This is a genomic window from Pseudomonas sp. TE3644, assembly GCF_056278815.1.
In genome coordinates this window covers 2307461-2327962 of record NZ_JBWBQF010000001.1, presented here as the reverse complement: position 1 = coordinate 2327962, position 20502 = coordinate 2307461, and the positions used below count along the sequence as shown (strand labels likewise).

At 66.5% G+C, this 20502-nt stretch carries 15 protein-coding genes; 5 read left to right on the top strand and 10 right to left on the bottom strand.

Features of this window, described 5'->3' with window-relative positions; genetic code table 11:
• Positions 1–49 precede the first annotated feature (49 nt).
• Both ACZ9GA_RS10295 and ACZ9GA_RS10290 read right to left on the bottom strand, forming a co-directional pair.
• Positions 50–5563, bottom strand: coding sequence for a trifunctional serine/threonine-protein kinase/ATP-binding protein/sensor histidine kinase (locus ACZ9GA_RS10295; RefSeq protein ID WP_457362772.1), 5514 nt, complete (start codon positions 5561–5563; stop codon positions 50–52).
• Positions 5564–5569: 6 nt separating this feature from the next.
• Positions 5570–6625, bottom strand: coding sequence for a response regulator (locus ACZ9GA_RS10290; protein ID WP_457362773.1), 1056 nt, complete (start codon positions 6623–6625; stop codon positions 5570–5572).
• 365 nt (positions 6626–6990) lie between these two features.
• On the opposite strand from ACZ9GA_RS10290, the gene ACZ9GA_RS10285 reads away from it, so the two are divergent.
• Entirely contained in the window at positions 6991–7359 is a 369-nt protein-coding gene (locus ACZ9GA_RS10285) for an RNA polymerase sigma factor (protein WP_457362774.1), read from the top strand.
• On the opposite strand, the gene ACZ9GA_RS10280 is transcribed toward ACZ9GA_RS10285, so the two are convergent.
• The 7 genes from ACZ9GA_RS10280 to ACZ9GA_RS10250 form a co-directional block, all read right to left on the bottom strand.
• Entirely contained in the window at positions 7356–8120 is a 765-nt protein-coding gene (locus ACZ9GA_RS10280; RefSeq protein WP_457362775.1) for a 1,6-dihydroxycyclohexa-2,4-diene-1-carboxylate dehydrogenase, read from the bottom strand. The two genes, ACZ9GA_RS10285 and ACZ9GA_RS10280, sit on opposite strands and share 4 nt — an antisense overlap.
• Positions 8121–8235: 115 nt before the next feature.
• A complete protein-coding gene (benC, locus tag ACZ9GA_RS10275; RefSeq protein ID WP_457362776.1) occupies positions 8236–9243 on the bottom strand; it encodes a benzoate 1,2-dioxygenase electron transfer component BenC in 1008 nt (335 codons plus the stop codon).
• A gap of 10 nt (positions 9244–9253) precedes the next feature.
• On the bottom strand, positions 9254–9739 hold the full coding sequence (benB, locus tag ACZ9GA_RS10270; RefSeq protein ID WP_457362777.1) for a benzoate 1,2-dioxygenase small subunit: 486 nt from the start codon (positions 9737–9739) through the stop codon (positions 9254–9256).
• Positions 9736–11091 (bottom strand): benzoate 1,2-dioxygenase large subunit, encoded by a 1356-nt coding sequence (gene benA / locus ACZ9GA_RS10265; RefSeq protein ID WP_457362778.1) that lies wholly within the window; start codon positions 11089–11091, stop codon positions 9736–9738. The genes benB and benA overlap by 4 nt, the downstream gene beginning before the upstream one ends.
• 83 nt (positions 11092–11174) lie before the next feature.
• On the bottom strand, positions 11175–12152 hold the full coding sequence (locus tag ACZ9GA_RS10260) for an AraC family transcriptional regulator (RefSeq protein ID WP_457362779.1): 978 nt from the start codon (positions 12150–12152) through the stop codon (positions 11175–11177).
• Positions 12153–12312: 160 nt separating this feature from the next.
• Positions 12313–12861 carry a hypothetical protein gene (locus tag ACZ9GA_RS10255; protein WP_457362780.1) on the bottom strand — a complete coding sequence of 183 codons (549 nt, stop codon included), beginning with the start codon at positions 12859–12861 and terminating at the stop codon, positions 12313–12315.
• A gap of 180 nt (positions 12862–13041) precedes the next feature.
• Positions 13042–13968, bottom strand: a complete 927-nt coding sequence (locus ACZ9GA_RS10250; protein WP_457362781.1) for a Gfo/Idh/MocA family protein — start codon at positions 13966–13968, stop codon at positions 13042–13044.
• 211 nt (positions 13969–14179) lie between these two features.
• Between ACZ9GA_RS10250 and ACZ9GA_RS10245 the strand changes: the two genes are divergently transcribed.
• The gene (locus ACZ9GA_RS10245) at positions 14180–15631 is read left to right on the top strand and encodes a SulP family inorganic anion transporter (protein WP_457362782.1); all 1452 of its coding nucleotides are present in this window, start codon (positions 14180–14182) and stop codon (positions 15629–15631) included.
• Between the two features lie 256 nt (positions 15632–15887).
• On the top strand, positions 15888–16952 hold the full coding sequence (locus ACZ9GA_RS10240) for an SDR family oxidoreductase (protein WP_457362783.1): 1065 nt from the start codon (positions 15888–15890) through the stop codon (positions 16950–16952).
• Between the two features lie 77 nt (positions 16953–17029).
• Here ACZ9GA_RS10240 and ACZ9GA_RS10235 read toward each other — a convergent pair whose 3' ends face one another.
• A complete protein-coding gene (locus ACZ9GA_RS10235) occupies positions 17030–17566 on the bottom strand; it encodes a DUF4174 domain-containing protein (protein WP_457362784.1) in 537 nt (178 codons plus the stop codon).
• A gap of 357 nt (positions 17567–17923) precedes the next feature.
• Between ACZ9GA_RS10235 and ACZ9GA_RS10230 the strand changes: the two genes are divergently transcribed.
• Positions 17924–19114 (top strand): alpha/beta hydrolase, encoded by a 1191-nt coding sequence (locus ACZ9GA_RS10230; protein WP_457362785.1) that lies wholly within the window; start codon positions 17924–17926, stop codon positions 19112–19114.
• 108 nt (positions 19115–19222) lie between these two features.
• Complete coding sequence (locus ACZ9GA_RS10225) at positions 19223–20476, top strand: MFS transporter (RefSeq protein ID WP_457362786.1); 1254 nt, start codon at positions 19223–19225, stop codon at positions 20474–20476.
• The last annotated feature ends 26 nt before the right edge of the window (positions 20477–20502 follow it).

Here is a 20502-nt window from a genome sequence, read left to right as displayed (position 1 = left end):
TTTCAGGGTTCACACGGGCCAGCGCAGCCTGGCGGCAGCGGCTACAGGGTCACGGGCCAGGGGCACACGGCAGGGTAAACACAAACACCGTCTGCCCCTCGCGCCCGCGGTGGAGGTGCAAGGTACCGTCCTGCGCATCCATGATCGACCGGCAAATGGCCAAGCCCATGCCCATGCCAGTGGTCTTGGTGGTGAAGAAGGCGTTGAACACCTTGTCTTCATCCTCGACGCTGATACCCGGCCCGCTGTCCTCCACCATCACCACCAGGTGACCTGCCACCGGTACCCGCGAACTCACCTGCAAGCGGCGTGTGATCTGCGGCACCCGCCCCATGGCCTCCACCGCGTTGACGATCAGGTTGTACAACACCTGCTGCAACTGCACGCCATCGACCTGCACCGCCATGCCCTGGGCCTGCAAGGAGGTGTGCACCGCCACCTGCTGTGCTTCGGTTTCCACTGCCGTCAGGCGCAGCACCTGCTGGATCAGTTCATCGATGGCCACCCAGCTGCGGCTGGCCGGTTCCTGACGCGCCAGCGCCTGCAACGAACGGATAATGTCGCCGGCCCGACGGCCGTCACGGGCGATGTCGCGCAGGCCTTCCAGGGCCTCGCCCACCTGCGGCACGTCACGCTGCAGCCAGCGCAGGCTGGCGCTGGCGTTGGTGACGATGGAGGCCAGTGGTTGATTGATTTCGTGGGCAATGGACGCCGCCAGCTCACCCATCACCGTGCTGTGACGCACCCGCGCCAGCTCCGCCCGGGCGCCGCGCAGGGCCGCCTCGGTGGCCCGCCGCTCGCTGACATCGGAGGTCACGCCCACGTACACGCCGTCTTCGGCGGGCTCGGCGTGGGCCTCCAGGTAACGCACGCTGCCATCCTCCAGCACGATGCGGAAGGCCATGCGCAACGGCAGCCGCGTCTGCCGCGCCCACAGCAGTTGCGCGTGCATGCGCTCGGCGTCCTCGCTGTGCACGCGACGTACCAGTGATTCGGACGAAGGGGCCTTGCTGCGCACCGGCAAATCCCAGACCGCGAACAGCTCATCGGACCACTGCGCCTGGTCGGTGTTGACGTCCCAGCGGAACGAGCCGGAGCGGATGATCTTCTGGCCGATGGCAAGCAACGCCTTGCTGGTGCGCAGTTGCGCTTCGGTGTCCCGGCGGCGGGCGTTTTCGTCCAACACCTGGGCATACAAGCGCGCGGTCTCCAGGGAAATGGCCGCCTGGGCCGCCAGCAGTTCGATCATCGCCACCCGCGCCAGGGTGAACACGCCACTGGCCAGCGGGTTTTCCAGGTACAGCAGGCCAATCACCTCGCCTTGCTTGAGCAAGGGCAGGCACAGCACCGCGCCGGCTTCCTGCACGGCAAAATACGGATCGTCGGCAAAATCGGCGTCGCGCCCGGCCTGCACCAGCGCCACGGTACGGCCGGTGCGCATCACCGTGTACAGCAACGACAAGGGCAGGCCCCGGGCCTGTACCGGCTGTTGCTGCAGGCTCACCCGCACGCCGGCATCGGCCGCCTCACCGCGGGCCACGCTGAGCAGGTCGCCCGCTTCCACCAGCACCAGTACGCCATTGCGCGCCCCGGCATGGACGATGGTGTTGGCCAGCAGCGTTTCCACCAGCCGCTCGAAGACGATTTCCCGCGACAGCGCCTGGGAGGCCTTGGTCACCGAGACCAGGTCCAGGTACTGTTGGCCGTTGAGCATGTCGATGGAGGTGCGGGCATCCAGGGGCTTGTTGCTCAGGTACAGATGCGCGGCTTCCAGCGCCCGCACCTTGTTCAGCGCGCCCCAGCGCTGGTAGCCATCCCGGGCGCTGACGCGGTGGCCACGGGCCGAGCTGGCCAGGCCCAGGGCCTGATGGCAGTTGGCGGCGCGTTCATGGGCCATGGCCTGCACCGGCGCGCAGCCGCTGGCGGCGGAATGTTCGATGGCACCTTCAAGCAGCTGCAAGGCACGCACCAGGTCACCTTGCAGGCGGGCGATCTCGGCTTCCACCAACATCTGCCGGTCCAGGTAGGCCTGGGGGTTGAGCCGGGCCCAGCGGCGCAGGTCCGCCAGGTACGGTTGCAGACCATGCACGGCGGCCAGTGGGCTGTAGGCGCTGGCCGCCAGGGCGGCGTGGTTGAGCGCCGAATAGAACGCCAGGTCCATCAGGTGCACGTGGGCGGCCATGCAGCCCTTCTGCGCTTCGGCGCGGCCCAGGTAATCGCTGGCCGCTTCGTGGCGGCCCTGGACGAAGGCCAGCAGGCCCCGGTACAGCCAGTAGAAGAAGCCGATGGGCAACATGCGGCTGGCTTCCACGCGCACCTGCCAGGCGTGCAGCGGGTCGCTGGAAGGCGAAAGGTCGGCGTCGCGCAACCCGCGCACGCACGCTTGCTGGATTTCCAGCAGCAGACGGCTGTCGGCGAACCCGGCCGCATCGGCCAAGGCCACCGCCGCATCAATGCGCTGTTCCACCTGGGCCAGCGGGCCGCCCATGACCAGCAGGATGCTGACCATGTGATGGCAGGCGTAACAGCTGAGCGCCGCCCTGCCCTCGCGGCGCCCGGCGGCGAACGCCTGTTCGCCACACTCCAGGGAAAACGCCAGCGAACGCGTCCAGGCGCTGGTGCGCCCCAGGGCCAGCTGGGTGGAGACCTGGCCGGTGTCCAGGCCCAGCACCTGCTCCAGGCGCACGGCCAGTTCGGTATAGCGCTGGCCTTGGGCGTGCGCGGCGTATTCATCGGCCAGCAGCACGCCGAACCACGCCAGCCCCGGCACGGAGGCGGCGCTGACGCCGTGGCGCACGGTCATCTGCACCATGCGGCCCAGCAACGGCAACGCCAGTTCGCGCTCCACGTGAATGGCCGGGATGATCATCGCCGCCATCAACTGCAAGGCGGCGGCGATAAAGCTGTTGTCCACGGTCTGATGCGCCAGCAGGGCTTCGATCGGGCGCTCGCCCAAGGCCTCATTGACCTGCGCCAATACCTGCTCGCGGTCGCAGCCATTGAACTCGATGCCGAACAGCGCCAGGCCCGCGCGCCCGGTATGCAGCGCTGCCATGTAGTTATCGGCCAGCGACAGCGCTTCAAGCTTGAGCACGTACAGCGCCGACACCTGGCACAGTGACTCGACCCGGTCCAACACTTGATCGATGCAGGCATGGGCGCCGGCGTAGTCGGCGCTGTTCATCAGGCATTGGGCGTACAGCAGGTCCATGGCGTAGCGCTGCGCCGGCGCCTGCTGCCAGCGCGGGCAACGGGCCAGCTCGCGGGCCAGGCGCAGGTATTGCAAGGCGAAGGGCAAAGTCGCGGTGTCGCTGGCCCGCCGTGCCGCCCGCAGCAGCGCCTCGACGAACGCTTGCAGGTCCTGTGCCTGCAACTGCTCATGGGCACACTGCTGAATATGCAGGGCAATGCGAAACAGGTAGGCCGGCGGCTGGCGGTCGTCCATGGCCTGGAGCAACTGCCGCGCCAGGCGTGTGTGCTGCAACGCGCGGTGCCGCGGCGCGATGGCGTGGTAGGCGGTTTCGCGCACCCGGTCATGGCTGAAGCACCAGCCCTCGCCCTCTGCCAACAGCAACCCGGCCTGCACCGCCGCGCCCAGGGCCTGACGCACACGGGCAGGCTGCAAGCGGCCCAGGCTGGCGATTTGCGCCAGGTTGGCACGGGTGCCGATCAGCGCCAGCAGGCCCAGCAGCCAGCGAGTGCGCCGGGGCAAGCGCGCCATGCGCGTGAGCAGCAGATCCACCACGTTGTCGGCCATCGGGTAGGCCAGCAGCGCCTGTTGGTCCCAGGCCCAGCCCAGCGCGCCAGGCCGGGGCACCAGGCGTTTTTCTTCCACCAGGGTGCGCACCAGTTGCTGGATGAACAGCGGGTTGCCGCCGCTCTTCTCGTGGATCACCTCGGCCAACGGCTGCATCGCCGCGCCCTGGCTGCCCAGCAACGTGTTGACCATGGCCAGCACGGCAGGCAAGCCCAAGGGTTTGAGCGCCAGTTCCGTGCAATGGCCCGCATCGGCGCGCGCCGCCTGTGCCAGCGGGCCTTGCCAGGGTTCACGGCTGGCCAGCACCAGCACCACGTGGGGCAAGGGTGTTTCCATCAGGTTGTGCAGCAGCGCCAGGGTATGGGTATCCAGCGCCGGCACGTGCTCGAAAAACAGCAGCAACGGGGTGCCGGGCGTGCCGAAGGCGGCAATAAAAGCGCGCAGCACCGTTTGCATGCGCTGGCTGGCATCGGCGCGCGGCGGTTCGGCCACAGGGGGTACGGCGCCCATCACCAGCTCCAGTTCAGGCACCAGCGCCTGCACTTGCGCGGCGCCATCACCCAGCGCCAGCAGCAGGTGTTGGCGCCAATGGGCCAGGCCCTGGGGATGTTCGCCCAGCAGGCGCAACACCAACGCGCGCAGGGCCGTGGTCAATGCCGCATAGGGGGTGATCTGGCCCAGCGGGTCGAAACGGCCGGCGGCAAAGACGATGCTGCCGGCCACCAGGTCCTGGTGCACCTGGCGCACCAGGGCGCCCTTGCCGCTGCCCACCGGGCCGCTGATCAGTACGCGCTCGCCTTCCCCGGTGACCGCACAGCGCAGCACGCGTTCATGCAGCAGCGCGCACTCATGCTCGCGACCGGGCAACGAAGCGTTCAGCGCCCCTTGCGCCAGGCCGCCACGGGCACCGGGCTCGAAGGGGTGAATGGTCTGCAGTTCGGTCCACTGCGCCAGGCACAGGCGCAGGTCGGCGGCCAGTTCATCGGCGCTGGCGTAGCGCTCATCGGCGCGCTTGGCCAGCAGTTTGAGCACCACCGCCGTCAGGGCCGGCGGCACCGTCGGGCGCACAATCTCCAACGGCGGTGGTTGCAGGGCCAGGTGCTGATGCAACCACTCCACCGGGTCGTTACCCTCGAACGGCAGCGTGCCGGTGAGCATCTCGTAAAAGCTGACGCCCAGTGAGTACAGGTCACTGCGCTCGTCCACCGGCTGCCCCGTACGGCCCGCCTGCTCGGGCGACATGTAGGCGAAACTGCCGCGAATGGCTTCCAGCGCCGGCCCGCTGGCGTCGCGCTGGCAACTCAGGGCGAAGGCCATCAGCCGCACTACGCCGTCGGCCCCTTCGATCAGGTTGCAAGGCTTGATGTCGCGGTGCAGGATGCCCGCCCGGTGGGCCTGCCCCAGGGCCTGGGTGGCGCTCAGGGCCAGGCGCAGGAAGCGCAGGATGGGCAGGCGCTCGCCCAATGCGTCCTGCAGGCCACGACCCTGGCTGTCGTCGAGCACCAGCAACGGCCCATCCACGGCGCCAATCAGCGCTACCGGCACAATCGCCCAGGCGGGCGACAGATGATGGCGAACATCGTATTCCTGATGCAGCCGCCGGAAGCCCCCTTCGCAGGGCAAGGCGGCGGGCCGGGCGATCAGCCAGTCACGGGCGGAGATGGGCGAACGCACGCGGTAGCGCGCCACTTCGCCATCCACCAGCAGCAGGCGCCAGGTGAGGTGCTTGAGCCATTGTTCATTGAAGCCGCCCAGTTGCTGGCGGTAATCGGCCAGCTCGCCGGGCAGTGGCGGCGCAAGGGTCATGGCGCCTCAGCCGGCATGGGCATCGACCTGCACGGGGTTCACGCCGATCTGCTCGCACAGGCGCACCAGGTCCACCAGGGTGGCGGCGCGCATCTTGGCCATGACGTGTTTTTTGTGCACCTTGGCGGTCACCTCGCGGGTGCCCAGCGCTGCGGCAACCAGCTTGTTGGGCTTGCCCTCCAGCAGCAACCCCAACACCTGGCGCTCGCGCGGCGTGAGGCTTTGATAGCGGCCGCGCACCTCGCGCGCCTGGGCCTGCACGGCGAAACCCTGACGGGCGCCGGCCAAGGCGCGGTCGATGGCGTCGAGCAATTCGTTTTCATCGAACGGTTTGGTCAGGAACTCCTGGGCGCCGGCCTTGATGGCCTTCACCGACATGGGGATGGTGCCATAGCCGGTCATGAAGATGATCGGCAGCGCACTGGCACGACGGCGCAGCTCGGCTTGCAGGTCAAAGCCGGTGCCGATCGAGAGGTTCACGTCCAGCACCAGGCAGGCCAGGCGCTGATCAAAATCCGAGGCCAGGAAGTCATCGGCAGTGGCAAAGGTGCGCACGGCGATGTCGGCGGAGCGCAACAGGCGCGACAGGGCATCGCGCACGCTGGCTTCGTCGTCCACCACGTAGACGATGGGTTCGCCGTGAGCGGGCACAGGGGGCGCTTCAGGCAGGGCCGTACCGGGGGCATCCAGCATGTCATGCAGCCCCAGGCGTTGCAGCAGCGCGATCAGCAAACTGTCGCGGCCGGTGGCAACGGGCGGCTGGGCGTCGGGCTCGGCGTCCAGCACCAGTCGGTAGCCACGCCCCGGCACCGTGCGGATGCGCTCGCGGGCCTCGCCCAGGGCTTTGCGCAGGGCCGAGATGTGCACCTGCAGGTTGTTCTCCTCCACCACCGCGCCGGGCCACACCCGGGCCAGCAGTTCATCCTTGCTGACCAGTTGGCCCTGGGCCGCTACCAGCACTTCGAGGATGTCGAACGCCCGGCTGCCGACCTTGACCGGCACCCCGCCCTGGTGAATCTCGCGCAGCGCAAGCGAGACTGTGACATTTCCAATACGAATCATGGGGTTCTCACCGAGCCGTCCAGGCGCCTGTCCATCGAGCTTTTCGCGATGCTGAACAGACTAGAGACAGTTGGATGGGTTGGCAATTATCCGGATGGATACGTTTGGGAACCATTTCGGACGGATGTGATCGCGGTGCGGACATTATTGCTTGATGCCTCGGCATTTCCCCGTCGCCGCTGCCGAAGGCTGCGCTGGTCCGATGCATCACTGCAGATCTACAGGGTTTATGAGGGCCAGCGCAGCCTGCGGCAGCGGCTACGGGGTGGTGCGGGATTCAGGGAGCAGCTTTGGCGTGTGCCATTGATAATGATTCGCATTGCAGCTATGATAAACCCGTCTTCCCCCACGACCGGTGACTGATCGTGAACCCCTGCACAGCCAAGCTCGACCTCTACCTGACTCAGCGCAAGGCGCTGATCGACTACGCCACTGCGATTCTGGGCTGCCGCGAGCAGGCCGAGCGGCTGGTGCAGGAAGCCTGGCTGCGCTTTGGCGCGGCACAAGGGGAAGTGCGGCCCAGCGGGTTGTTTCGCATTGTGCGCAACCTGGCACGGGCGCGGGTGCGGCCGCCGGTGGTGCCTGCGGTGGCGCCGCGCTGTGAACCGCAGCGCCCAAGCCTTGTGCAGAATGTTGTAGCCGCTGCCGCCAGGCTGCGCTGGCCTGCATTGAGCCTCAAAATCCCTGGCGCGTATGACGGCCAGCGCAGCCTGCGGCAGCGGCTACAGGCCTAACCCAGGTCGCCGCCGCCCACCGGCAGGGTGACGCCGGTGATGTAGGAGGCCTCGTCGGAGGCCAGGAACAGAATCGCCCCCACCTGCTCCTCTACGGTGCCGTAGCGATGCATCAGGCTGCTGTCCAACGTCTGATCGACGATCTGCCGGTACCAGCCTTTCTCCTCTTCACTTTGCTCGGCACTGTTGCGCGGGATACGCCGTGGCGGCGCCTCGGTGCCGCCCGGCGCAGTGGCGTTGACGCGCACGCCGCGGCCTGCCGTTTCGAAGGCCAGGCAGGCGGTCAGCGCATTGACGCCGCCCTTCGCCGCGCCATAGGGCACGCGGTTCACGCTGCGCGTGGCGATGGACGAGACATTGACGATAGCGCCACTGCCCTGCCCCACCATGATCGGCAACGCCGCGTGGCAGCACCACAACGTGGGGAACAGCGAGCGGCGCACTTCGGCTTCGATCTGCTCGGGTTGATAGTGTTCGAAGGGCTTGGCCCAGATCGTACCGCCCACGTTGTTGATCAGAATGTCCAGACGGCCGAAGTGCTTGACCGCCGCGGCGACGACACGGGCGCATTCTTCATGCTGTTCAAGATCGGCAGTGAGGACCAGGGGGTGGTTGGGCAGGTGCTCAAGCTCGTACACCAGCTCGGAGCGGTCCACCAGCACCAGGCGTGCGCCTTCGGCGGCCAGGCGCTGGGCCACGCCCAGGCCGATGCCTTGGGCAGCGCCGGTGACCAGGGCTATTTTGTTGTTGAATCGATTCATGAGGTGTCCTCGGTAGCCGCTGCCGCCAGGCTGCGCTGGCCTGTGTGAACCCTGAATATCTCCAGTGGGGCTCAGGGCCAGCGCAGCCTTCGGCAGCGGCTACGGTGATGGGGTATCAGGCGGCCGCGAATTTTTCGAAGTAGAAGTTGGCCGGCACGATCGCCTGGTCGCGCAGGTAGGCGCTCACGGCTTCCACCATGGGCGGCGGCCCGCACAGGTAGACGTCGACATCACCGTCGTTCAGGTGGCCCGGCTCGATGTGCTGGGTGACGTAGCCCTTGCGCGGGTAGCGACTGTCGGGGCTGGCCACGCACGCGCTGAAGGTGAACCGGGGAATGCGCAAGGCCAGCTCTTCCAGCCGCGCGGTCTCCACCAGATCGATGTCGTGGGTCACCCCGTAGATCAGGTGCACCGGGTGGTCGCTGCCTTGCTCGGCAATTCGCTCGAGCATCGCGGTAAACGGCGCCAGCCCCGTGCCGCCCGCCAGCAGCAACAGCGGCCGACGGATCTCGCGCAGATAAAAACTGCCCAACGGCCCTGCCAGGGTCATGCTGTCGCCGGCCTTGGCCAGGCCGGTGAGGAAGCTGCTCATCAAGCCCCCCGGCACGTTGCGAATCAGGAAGCTGACCTCGCCGTCACGCTGCAACGAACTGAAGGAATAGGCCCGGGTGTGCTCGCTGCCCGGCACCTGCAGGTTGACGTACTGCCCTGGCAGGAAGGCCAACTGGTTCAGCGCCTCGCCCTTGATCTTCAGCGCGATGGTGCTGTCGGACAGCTGCTGCACGGCGCTGATGGTGGCGTCGTAGCTGGCCTGCCTGGTCTTGCAAACGTCAGAAGACGCGGGCACGCGCACCACGCAGTCGCTTTGCGCCCTCATCTGGCAGGTCAGCACGTAGCCCTGGTCCGACTCATCCTGGGTCAGGGCGTCCTCGATGTATTCCTGGCCCAGGTCGTAGCGACCGGCTTCGGCAAAGCACTTGCAGGTGCCGCAGGCGCCATCGCGGCAGTCCAGGGGGATGTTGATGCCCTGGCGATACGCGGCATCGGCCACGGTTTCGCTGGCGCTGCTGTCGATGAAACGGGTCACGCCATCCTCGAAATTCAGTGCGATCTTGTAGGTCATGATGGCCGCCTCAGATGTGGTAGATGTCGATCAGCTGGCGCACGTAGTCGTTCTTCAACACCACTTTCTTGGCGCTGATCAACGGCTGTTCGCCGCGCGTATCCAGGGTGTAAAAGCTGGTGCCGAAGTAGCTGTCCACGGTCTTGTAGCGAAAGCTCAGGGTGTGCCAGTTGAACCGCACCCGCGCCTGCCCGTCGCCCTGTTCCAGCACCTCGATGTTGCTCAGGTTGTGCGAGGTGCGGGTGTCGGGGATGCTGGCGCTGGAACGCTCGGTCTTGATGCGGAACACGCGGTCTTCCAGGCCGTCGCGGCGGCCGTACCAGATCAGCGAAATCTCGCGTTGCGGGTCCTGGGTCAGCTCGTCGTTATCGTCCCAGCTGGGCATCCAGAACGTCGCGTCGGGGGCATAGAGTGCCAGCCAGCTGTCCCAGTCCTTGTCGTCCAGGTAGCGGGCTTCGCGGTAGAGAAAATCACGCACGGTGTCGTGGCTGATCATTGCACCACCTCCACGTCGATACGCTCGGCCTGCAGCGCCTTGATCATGGTCTGCTGCCAGTATTTGTGCTGCATCACGAACAGGCCTTCATCCTCGGTGCGCACGCCGCTGAGCTGGGGGTGCAGGTCGATGTCCTGGGCGGCCTGGTCGGCGCCCTCTACCCAATGCGAAGCACCTCGGGACATGTCGTTCCACGCCGTGGTGCTGCCCTGGTAGCCCAACTGGCAGGAGCGAAACTCCTCCAGGTCATCGGGGGTGGCCATGCCACTGACGTTGAAGAAGTCCTCGTACTGACGGATGCGCTGGGCGCGCGCGGCGTCGCTTTCGCCCTTGGGGGCGATGCAGTAGATGGTGATCTCAGTGCGGTTCACGTCCAGCGGCCGGGCGATGCGGATCTGCGAGCTGAATTGGTCCATCAGGTAGACGTTGGGGTACAGGCACAGGTTGCGCGAGTTGTGGATCATCCAGTCGGCGCGGGCACTGCCGAACTGCTGGGCCAGCTCATCGCGGCGCTCGTACAACGGCCGGTCCTCGGGATTAGACCAGCGAGTCCACAGCAGCATGTGGCCCTTGTCGAACGAGTAGAAACCGCCGCCCTGCTTGGCCCAGCCACCGGCGCTCATGGTCTTGGCGGCCGCCTGGGCCTCGCGCTGTTGGCGTTGCTGCTGGGTGGCGGCGTAGTTCCAGTGCACGGCGCTGACGTGGTAGCCGTCAGCGCCGTTTTCGGCGGTGAGCTTCCAGTTGCCCTCGTAGACGTAGCTGCTGGAACCGCGCAGCACTTCCAGGCCATCGGGGGACTGGTCGACGATCATGTCGATGATCTTCGCCGATTCGCCCAGGTGCTCCTGGAGGGATGGCACGTCCGGGTTCAGCGAACCGAACAGAAAACCGCGGTAGGACTCGAAGCGCGCCACCTTGGTCAGGTCATGGGAGCCTTCGCAATTGAAGCTTGCCGGATAGCCGGCCTCCACCGGATCCTTCACTTTCAACAGCTTGCCGGAGTTATTGAAGGTCCAGCCGTGGAACGGACAGGTGTAGGAACTGCGGTTGCCGGTTTTGTGCCGACACAGCATGGCGCCGCGGTGGCTGCAGGCGTTGAGGAACGCGTTGAGCTCGCCGGCCTTGTTGCGCGCGATGAACACCGGCTGGCGGCCCATCTGCACGGTGTAGTAGTCGTTGACGTTGGGGATCTGGCTTTCGTGGGCCAGGTACAGCCAGTTGCCCTCGAAGATGTGCTTCATCTCCAGGTCGAACAGCCGCGGGTCGGTGAACATCTCGCGCTTGCAGCGGTAGATGCCCTGAGCGCGGTCTTCGTGCAGCAGGGCATTGAGGTAGTCGATTCCCAGGGACATGGCCGGGGCCTCCGTTGTTATTGTTCAGGCACCTCCAGCGTACGAATGGGTGGGGGATGTCGATAGCCGATGCTTGCAGACCGCTATCCGTTTTGCGCGAGGGCGTTGCGGCGTCGCGCCAGGGTCTGGGACGGCAATTCGCCAAACTGCTGGCGATAGCTTTGGGAGAAGCGCCCCAGGTGGAAAAAGCCATGGTCCATGGCCAGCTCCGAGACGCTGCGCACCTTGCAGGTGGGGTCGGCCAGGCAGGCCTGGATACGCGCCAGGCGGCGCTGGCGGATGTACTGCGCCGGCGTGCTGTCGGCGTTGCGGGCAAACAGGTCGTACAGGGTGCGCACACTGACCTGCGCCAGGCGGGCCAGGGCCTGGCTGTCCAGTTCATCGCCCAAGTGGTTGTCGATGTAGTCGATCACCCGCTCGAAGTTCAGCGGCGGCGCCTCAGCGCTGACGCGCCGCACGTTGGTGCGGGTCAGGGTCAGCAGTTTGCTGGCCAGAATCTGCGCGTAGTGCGCTTGCACCTGCGGCTGCGGCTCTACTTCTTCAGCCTCTTGGCAGAGCATGCCCAACAGGCTCACCAGGCTTTGCAGCTGGTCCAGCCGATAGCGGTGTTCGGTGAAGCGCACGCCGGGCTCGGGCAACGTCCAGCGTTGCTGCTGGCACAGGCCTTCAAGCAGGCGCACGGGCACTTTGACGATGAACTTCTCGCAGTCGGCCGAATAGGTCAGGTCCACCGGCTCGTCGGGGTTGATCAACAGCAGTTCGCCGGGCACCAGGTCGTGTTCCTCGCGGCCACGACGCCACAGGCAATGGCCCTGCAACAGCACTTGCAAGTGAAAGAAGCGCTCCAGTGCCGGCGACACCACGCGCACGGCGGCGCCATAGCCAATGCGGCACAGGTCCAGGTCGGCGAACGGGCGGTGGCTCAGATGGGCCAGCGGGCGACTGGCGCGCGGCAGTTGAATGCAGTGGCTCCCTACGTGTTGATTGACGTACAGGGACACGGCATGAGGATCGGCACGGTTGAAGATTTCGCTGCGCTGGCCCAGTAAAGGCGTGTGCATGGCGGGAACACTCTGATTGTTGTTATTGAGTGGTATCTTCCCCCTTCGCGGGCTGGGGCGCCAATAGGCATGAGGTCTGGTTCGATACCCGTAGGGTATGGGGCAAGTGCCCCCATCCTTGGGGCTTTGGCCCGATTACGGGGCTATGGTTGCGCCAGTATCAGCTACCGGAACGATCGTCTCCGGGTTCACCGCCAGCATGAACACCACGGTCGTCGCCCAGTTCACCGGCGGCGTGAACACCCCGGTCGTCGCCCACTTCACCCGCGGCATGGACGCCGTGATCGTCACCTACTTCCCCGCCAGCGTGGACGCCATGATCGTCGCCTGCTTCGGCATGGGTACCGCTGCGGCCAGAGCTGGAAACACCTGCATGACCGTCGCCATGGCTGCTGCTGCCACTGGCACTGCCGCCATGGCCACCGCTGCTGCCGCTGCTGCCGCTACCGCCGCCACCGCCACCACTGCCTCCGTTGCCACCACCGCCACCGCTGCCACCGCCTCCTCCGCCACCTCCGCTGCCACCTCCACCGCCGCTACCGCCGCTACCGCCGCCTCCACCGCTCCCACTGCCGCCACCATGGCCACCGCTACCCCCCTCCTTGGCGTGAACACTGGAAAAACCGCCGAGTGAATCGGGGATCAACACCACCGACGCGGACAGCACCGCGCCTATCGCCAACGCCATTATTGTTTTTGTGATCAGCATGTATACCTCCACCAAACGCTATGGATGGGAACCGCAGGGAGGTCCATAGCAAGGTGCAGGCCAAGGCCGACACGCGGTCAATGCAGCCGCTGCCGCCAGGCTGCGCTGGCCCTGTGCCTCACTGAAGATCTCCAGGGCTAATGCAGGCCAGCGCAGCCTGGCGGCAGCGGCTACAAGGGGTCAGTCGTGGAACTCGGCCACCAGGGTGCGGCTGCCCGCCATGAAGGCATCAGCCACCAGACGCAACGGCTGCAGGTCGGCATCCCTGGCCTGGCGTGCGATCAGTTGCGCGAAATGCTGGTACAGCGACGGGTATTCCGCCTCGGCCGGCAGCGGCTGCGCCACGTCGTCGATGAACAGCGCCGCACCGCCCTGCTCCAGGCGCAGCACGCCATCTTCGGTCTCCACCACGATGCGCCAGATGTCCGGCTCGGGATGGTCCCAGTCAAAGTCGGCGGTCACCGGCAAGCCGTGGGCGTCCGTCATGCGCAGGCGGGCGGCGATGGGGGCCTGGTGGTTGGCCGGCACCCGCAATTCGGCGCCGCTGACGAACAGCGGCTGCGGCAGCAGTGCGGTGACAATGGACAGCGCATTGATACCCGGATCGAACACCCCCTGCCCGCCCGCCTGCCAGATCCACGCCTGGCCGGGGTGCCACTTGCGCACATCCTCCTTCCAGGTAATGGCCACGCTGCGCAGCGTGCGGCCCTGCAACCACTGGCGCGCCGGCTGCACCGCCGGGGCAAAGCGCGAATGCCAGGCAAACAGGCAGGTCACCCCCTGCGCCTGGGCCAGGTCCACCAGCGCCATGGCCTCGCCGAGGCTGGCGCATGGCGGTTTCTCGACCAACACGTGCTTGCCGGCCAGCAACGCCTGGCGCACCTGCGCGTAGCGCCCCTGGGGCGGGGTGCAGAACGACACCGCGGCAACCGCCGGCCCGTCGCTGAGCAAGGCCTCCAGGCTGTTGAAATTGGCCACGCCAGGGCAAGGCTGGCCCAGGGTAGCCACGGCCTGCAGGTGCCAGGCGGGGTTGCCGAGGATGGCCGGGACGTGCTGGTCCTGGGCGATCTTGCCGTAGCCGACGAGGCCCAGCGAAAGTTGCTCCATGGTGCGACTCCTGTTGCTTGGTTGTTGTTATGGGCAGCGAGGGTAACGCAGGGAGTCTAAACGATTGCGCCGGTGATGCGGCAAGGGCTGCCGCCGATCAAAATACCTGTCCGATCCAGTCCATTTTTCTTTAAACTGCGCACCACTCTCTGATTCACCCCACCGCTTGCCTATCCCTAGGTGAGCCGTTGGCGTTTTCGCAAGGAACCCCATGTCACTGTCTTCACTTCGCAGTAACGTCCTGGCCGGGCTGACCTCGTCCTTCGCCCTGGTGCCCGAATGCATCGCCTTTGCCCTGGTGGCGCAGCTCAACCCGCTGATGGGCCTGTACGGCGCGTTCATCATCTGCACCCTGACGGCACTGTTTGGCGGCCGCCCGGCGATGATTTCCGGGGCGGCCGGCTCCATGGCCGTGGTGATTGTGGCGCTGGTGGTGCAGCACGGCGTGCAATACCTGCTGGCCACCGTGGTGCTGGGCGGGCTGATCATGGTGCTGTTCGGGCTGTTGCGCCTGGGCAAGCTGATCCGCATGGTGCCGCACCCGGTGATGCTGGGCTTCGTCAACGGCCTGGCGATCATCATCGCGCTGTCGCAGCTGGAGCACTTCAAGCAGGGCGCCGACTGGCTGGGCGGTTCGGCCCTGGCGGTGATGCTGGGCCTGGTGGCGCTGACCATGGCCATCGTCTACCTGCTGCCGCGCTTGACGCGTGCGGTGCCGCCGGCGCTGGTGGCCATCATCGGGGTCAGCCTGCTGGTGTATTTCCTCGACCTGCCCACCCGCACCCTCAGTGACATGGCGCACATCGCCGGTGGCCTGCCCACCTTGCACTGGCCCAGCGTGCCGATGAACCTGGACACCCTGAAGATCATCGCCCCCTACGCGGTGCTGATGGCCATGGTCGGCCTGCTGGAGACCTTGCTCACCTTCAACCTCACCGATGAGCTGACCGAAACCCGTGGCCAGCCCAACCGTGAATGCGTGGCCCTGGGCGTGGCCAACGTCGCCTCGGGGCTGTTCGGCGGTATGGGCGGTTGCGCCATGATCGGCCAGACCGTGATCAACCTCAGCTCCGGCGGCCGCGGGCGCTTGTCCGGCGTGGTCAGCGGCATCATGGTGCTGCTGTTCATTCTGTTCCTGTCGCCGCTGATCGAGCGTATTCCGCTGGCAGCGCTGGCCGGGGTGATGTTCGTGGTGGCGCAGCAGACCTTTGCCTGGGGCTCGCTGCGGGTGCTGGGCAAGGTGCCGCGCCAGGACGCCGTGGTGATTGTCGCCGTGACCGTAATCACCGTCTTCACCGACCTGGCCACTGCCGTGCTGTGCGGCATCCTGATCGCCGCGCTGGCGTTCGCCTGGCAGCACGCCCGCGACATCCGCGCCGATGCCGACGACAGCCAGCCAGGCCGCAAGCGCTACACGCCCCACGGGACGCTGTTCTTCGCCTCGACCACGCACTTCCAGGCCCTGTTCGACCCGCGCAACGACCCTGACGAGGTGGTGGTGGACTGCCGTTATCTGCACTTGGCGGACCATTCGGCCATTGCCGCGCTGGAGGCCCTGGCGACGCGCTACGAGAAAGCCGGCAAGGGCTTTGTGCTGGAGCAGTTGTCGGAACGCAGCCAGCGTCTGCTGCAACGCGCTGGCGCTGCGGTGGTGATGAACTAGGCATTTTTGTTGTAGACCGCATCGCCTGCATCGCGACCAAGGTCGGCTCCTACGCGGTCCGTGGTAGGCCTGCCGGCGCCGCAATCGACGGGTACACGCGCCCTCGTAGCCGCTGCCGCCAGGCTGCGCTGGCCCGTGTGCCCCCCCCAAGATTTCCACCGAGGCAGCGGCTACGGGTCGCACCACGGCCATTGCGGGTTGGATCTCACGGCATCTGCCGCTAAGGTGTAACAACATTTGTTGCACAGAGGCAGACATGACTGAAGTCGCATTGGTAGTCGGCGCCAGCGGTATCGTCGGCAGCGCGCTCACCCGCGTACTGGCCGAAAACACCAATTGGAAGGTGGCCGGGCTGTCCCGCCACCCCAACCTGGCGCCGGGTATCATCCCGATTGCCGCCGATCTGCAGGATCCGGCTGCACTGGCCAGCGCCGTTGCCGGCCTGGCCCCGACCCACCTGTTCCTCACCACCTGGTCACGCCAGGCCAGCGAAGCGGAAAACATCCGCGTCAACGCTGCCATGGTGCGCAACGTGCTGGACGCCGTGCGCAGTGCTCGCAGCCTGCGCCACGCGGCCTTGGTCACCGGCCTCAAGCATTACCTGGGGCCGTTCGAGGCGTATGGCCAGGGCAGCCTGCCGCAGACACCGTTCCGCGAAAGCCAGGCGCGCCTTGAGGTGGAAAACTTCTACTACGCCCAGGAAGACGAAGTGTTCGCCGCCGCCCAGCGCGACCATTTCACCTGGAGCGTGCATCGCCCGCACACCATCACCGGCGTGGCCGTGGGCAACGCCATGAACATGGCCACCACCCTGGCCGTGTACGCCAGCGTGTGCAAGGCCAGCGGCCGCCCGTTCGTGTTCCCCGGGTCACGGGTGCAGTGGGACAGCCTTACCGACATGACTGACGCACGCATCCTCGCCCGTCAGTTGCTGTGGGCCGCCACCACGCCTGCCGCCGCCAACGAGGCGTTCAACGTCACCAACGGCGATGTGTTTCGCTGGAGCTGGATGTGGGGGCGGATTGCCGAGTGGTTCGATTTGGAACCGGCGCCCTTCCCCGAGCAGTCGATGCCACTGGCCACGCAGATGGCTGATGATCAGCAGGTGTGGACGCAGTTGGCGGCCGAGTATGGCTTGGTGGAGCACGACATTAAGCGGCTGATCTCGCCGTGGCACACCGACGCCGACCTGGGGCGGCCGATCGAGGTGGTCACCGACATGTCGAAAAGCCGGCGGTTGGGCTTTGTCGATTTTCAGGCCAGTGACCAGGGGTTCTTCGACGTGTTCGCGCAGTTGCGTGCCGAGCGTTTGATTCCCTGAGGATCGGCGTCGCGTTCATCGCGGCCACGCAGACCGGCGTAGGAGCCGGCCTTGGCCACGATGAACGCGACGCGGTTTCAATCGTCCAGCGACTGCGGTGCTGCGGCTGCCTTGCCGGCCTTGCCACCCTTGGCCGGCTTGCCCGGTTCCGGGGCAGGCGCGGCCGGAGCCGCCGCTGCCGCCTCTTTCTCAGCCATCGGCATGGCATCCACCGTGTCGAAGATTTCCTTCAATTCCACCGGCCCACTCTTCTCCAGCTTCTTGGTGCCGTCCTTGCCCACCAGAATGGTCTTGGGCAACTCGCCCGCGCCCAGGCTCAAACTGCGAATAAGCGCCATGGTCGCCTGCGGGTCCATGTTCTTGCCGTCGCGCTGGCCGATGGTGTTGACCACGGTGTACAGCACCAGGCTACGCTGGGCGAAGGCCTGCTGGTTGGCCGGTTCTTTGAGCGCGTCCTTGAGGTGCACCAGGGTGGGGTCCACCGAGCTGCGCGCAATGATGATCAGGGGCCGCGCCTTGCCCTGCTCCTGGGCCAGCGGCGAGTCGCTGTCGGCTGCCAGCACGGGGCCCGCAACTGCAACTAGGGCAGCCAAAGCCAGAGACCGAATGAGCATGTACACCTCCATTTCAAATTGACGCCCTAAAGACTACGGGACAGGGCGAAAGGTCCGGCATAGTGCGTTGAATTTGTAAGTTTTTTCATCCTGCTGGGGTGAAGCTTAGGCGAGCTTGCCCGACACGCAACCCGTATCCTCGTGGGACCGGGCGTCAGCTCGGGAAAAGATCGCCGCGGATACTCGGATAAAACGCAGCGTCTGCTTCCCGAGCTGACGCCCGGTCCCACGGGAAATGTATCGACTGGGCCATGTTTATGTAGCAAAAATTTACCCAGCTTTTACCCGGCCCGCGCCCCACCTGGCCCGCAGCTTCTGCATAATCGCGGCTTTCGTTGCCGTTGAAGCAGAATCGTCATGTCATTGCTGCCTTTTTCCCTGTCACGTTTCGTCCGTCCCCTGGCCCTGGGCATCGCCCTGGCCTCCCTTGGTGCCTGCGCCGACAAGCCCGCTGCCGAGGATGACGGCATCGTTTCGCTGCAGGAATACCTGAAAACCGCCTACCACCCCGCCCAGGCCAGCAAGCTTGACGGCTGGGCCACACGCTGGGCGTGGGGCACCCACCAGATCGACCTGTCGCTGCTGGTGCCCACCGGCCAGAAAAACGTACCGCTGGTGGTGTACCTGCCGGGCCTGGGTGAAGACGACAGCGCCGGCCAACTGTGGCGCCAAAGCTGGGGCAATGCCGGCTACGCCGTGCTGACCCTGCAGCCAACCCGTTACGACTCATCGGTCTATAAAACCCCCGATGCCCAGGCCGGCGCTTTCCGCAGCATCGCCGCCAACAGCTACGCCGACGCCGCGCTGCAAGCCCGGGTGGCCGAAGTGGTCACCGTGCTGGCCGAAGTGCGCCGCCGCGGCCTGGCCGGCGAGCCCGGCTTCAATGCCGTGGACGTGGAACACGTGGTGGTGGCCGGCTACGACCTGGGCGCCCAGACGGCGGCCGCCCTGGCCGGCGAGCGCGACCCTGGCCAGGCGCGCCTGACCCAATGGCGCCCGCAAGGCGCAATCATCCTCAGCCCCTACGTGGCGGCCGGCGCCGACCCGGCGCGCTTCAGCCAGATCGACACCCCGGTGCTGACCGCCACCGGCCCGCTGGATGAAGACCCCTTCAGCTGGGTGGGCAGCGCGCAACAGCGTTTCGCCCTGTTCGACGGCCTTGGCACCCCGGGCAGCTACCAACTGCGCCTGCAGGACGCCAGCCACAAGGACCTGTCCGGCACCCTGGCCCACGCCGGGGGCGGCAAGCCGGGCGAGAGCAAACGCGAAGGCCACCACGGCGGCGGCCCCGACGGTGGTGGCCCAGGCGGTGGTGGCCCAGGCGGTGGTGGCCCAGGCGGCCCGGGCGGCGAAGGTCGTGGCGGCGCCAAACCGGTGGACCTGGGCGTTGACCGCCGTCAGGCCGCCAGCGTCGCTGCCGTCAGTACCGCCTGGCTGGATGCCACGCTCAAGCGCGCGCCCACTGCCCAACAGTGGCTGGACCAGCAGGCCGGCCAATGGCTGGGCCCGGTCGGCCGCCTGGAACACAAGACCCCCGCCGCGCGTTGAACGTCATCGCTTGACAGCCTGACGCCGGGCCACTGAAGATCGAAGATAGGCAGCTAACGGTTTAGTCGGCGCTGCCTGTCTTCCGTCCAGACTTCGGGAACCGGTTTTGTGAAAGGCACTTTCCGCTCGCTACGCAACTACAACTACCGTGTATGGGCAGGCGGCGCGCTGATTTCCAATATCGGCACCTGGATGCAACGCACCGCGCAGGACTGGCTGGTGCTGGTGCAACTGACCCACGAAAGCGCCACCGCCGTGGGCATCGTCATGGCCTTGCAGTTCGGCCCCTACTTGCTGCTGATGCCGTTTACCGGCCTTGCCGCCGACCACTTCGACCGCCGCAAACTGGTGATGACCACCCAGGCCCTGTCCGGCGCCCTGGCGTTGGCATTAGGGCTGCTGACCCTGACGGGCGTGGTGCAACTGTGGCAAGTCTACGTGTTCGCGTTCTTGTTCGGCTGCGTCAGCGCCTTCGACTCCACCGCCCGCCAGACCTTCGTCGCCGAGCTGGTGGGCGACAAGGACCTGTCCAACGCCGTGGCGCTCAACTCCACCTCATTCAATGCCGCGCGCATGATCGGCCCCGCCGTGGCCGGCGTGCTGATTGCCGCCATTGGCAGCGGCTGGGTGTTCGTGCTCAATGCCGCCTCGTTTGGCGCCGTGCTGCTGTCCCTGCGCTGGCTGCGCCTGGGCGACCTGCAGTTGCGCGAACGCACCAAGAGCAGCCGCGCCGGCCTGGCTGACGGCTTTGCCTACGTGCGCAGCCGCCCTGACCTGCTGGCCATCCTGTGGATGTACTTTCTGATCGGCACCTTCGGCCTGAACTTCCCCATCTTCATTTCCACCATGTCGGTCACGGTCTTCCAGCAGGGCTCCAGCGAGTACGGTGTGCTGACCTCGTGCATGGCCGTGGGCTCGGTGCTCGGCGCCCTGCTCTCGGCCAGCCGCGGCACCCCGCGCATGAGCGCGCTGCTGGCCGGTGCGCTGCTGTTTGGCCTGGGCACGGGCCTGGCGGCCGTCATGCCCGGGTATTGGTGGTTCGGCCTGACCCTGACGGCGGTCGGCGTGGCCGCGCAAACCTTCACCACCACCGCCAACAGTACGGTGCAACTGTCCACCGACCCCGCCATGCGCGGGCGGGTGATGGCCATTCTGCTGGCCATTTCCGTGGGGGGCACGCCGCTGGGCGCGCCCGTGGTTGGCTGGGTGGCCGACAGCTTCGGCCCGCGCTGGGCGTTGGGCATCGGCGCCGCTTCAGGCCTGATCGCGGCCGCCGTCGCGCTGGGTTACTTGAGGAAACACAAAGGCTTGCGCGTAAGGTGGGAAAACGGACGGCTGCGGCATAGGCTTGAGTTGCCCTGAGCAACCCTGTCAGGGCGTCTTATTTT

Excerpts from the sequence above, each read along its gene's own strand:
- ACZ9GA_RS10295 (WP_457362772.1), bottom strand. The coding sequence starts at position 5,563 with ATGACCCTTGCGCCGCCACTGCCCGGCGAGCTGGCCGATTACCGCCAG.
- ACZ9GA_RS10290 (WP_457362773.1), bottom strand. The coding sequence starts at position 6,625 with ATGATTCGTATTGGAAATGTCACAGTCTCGCTTGCGCTGCGCGAGATT.
- ACZ9GA_RS10280 (WP_457362775.1), bottom strand. The coding sequence starts at position 8,120 with ATGAATCGATTCAACAACAAAATAGCCCTGGTCACCGGCGCTGCCCAA.
- benC (WP_457362776.1), bottom strand. The coding sequence starts at position 9,243 with ATGACCTACAAGATCGCACTGAATTTCGAGGATGGCGTGACCCGTTTC.
- benB (WP_457362777.1), bottom strand. The coding sequence starts at position 9,739 with ATGATCAGCCACGACACCGTGCGTGATTTTCTCTACCGCGAAGCCCGC.
- benA (WP_457362778.1), bottom strand. The coding sequence starts at position 11,091 with ATGTCCCTGGGAATCGACTACCTCAATGCCCTGCTGCACGAAGACCGC.
- ACZ9GA_RS10260 (WP_457362779.1), bottom strand. The coding sequence starts at position 12,152 with ATGCACACGCCTTTACTGGGCCAGCGCAGCGAAATCTTCAACCGTGCC.
- ACZ9GA_RS10255 (WP_457362780.1), bottom strand. The coding sequence starts at position 12,861 with ATGCTGATCACAAAAACAATAATGGCGTTGGCGATAGGCGCGGTGCTG.
- ACZ9GA_RS10250 (WP_457362781.1), bottom strand. The coding sequence starts at position 13,968 with ATGGAGCAACTTTCGCTGGGCCTCGTCGGCTACGGCAAGATCGCCCAG.
- ACZ9GA_RS10245 (WP_457362782.1), top strand. The coding sequence starts at position 14,180 with ATGTCACTGTCTTCACTTCGCAGTAACGTCCTGGCCGGGCTGACCTCG.
- ACZ9GA_RS10240 (WP_457362783.1), top strand. The coding sequence starts at position 15,888 with ATGACTGAAGTCGCATTGGTAGTCGGCGCCAGCGGTATCGTCGGCAGC.
- ACZ9GA_RS10235 (WP_457362784.1), bottom strand. The coding sequence starts at position 17,566 with ATGCTCATTCGGTCTCTGGCTTTGGCTGCCCTAGTTGCAGTTGCGGGC.
- ACZ9GA_RS10230 (WP_457362785.1), top strand. The coding sequence starts at position 17,924 with ATGTCATTGCTGCCTTTTTCCCTGTCACGTTTCGTCCGTCCCCTGGCC.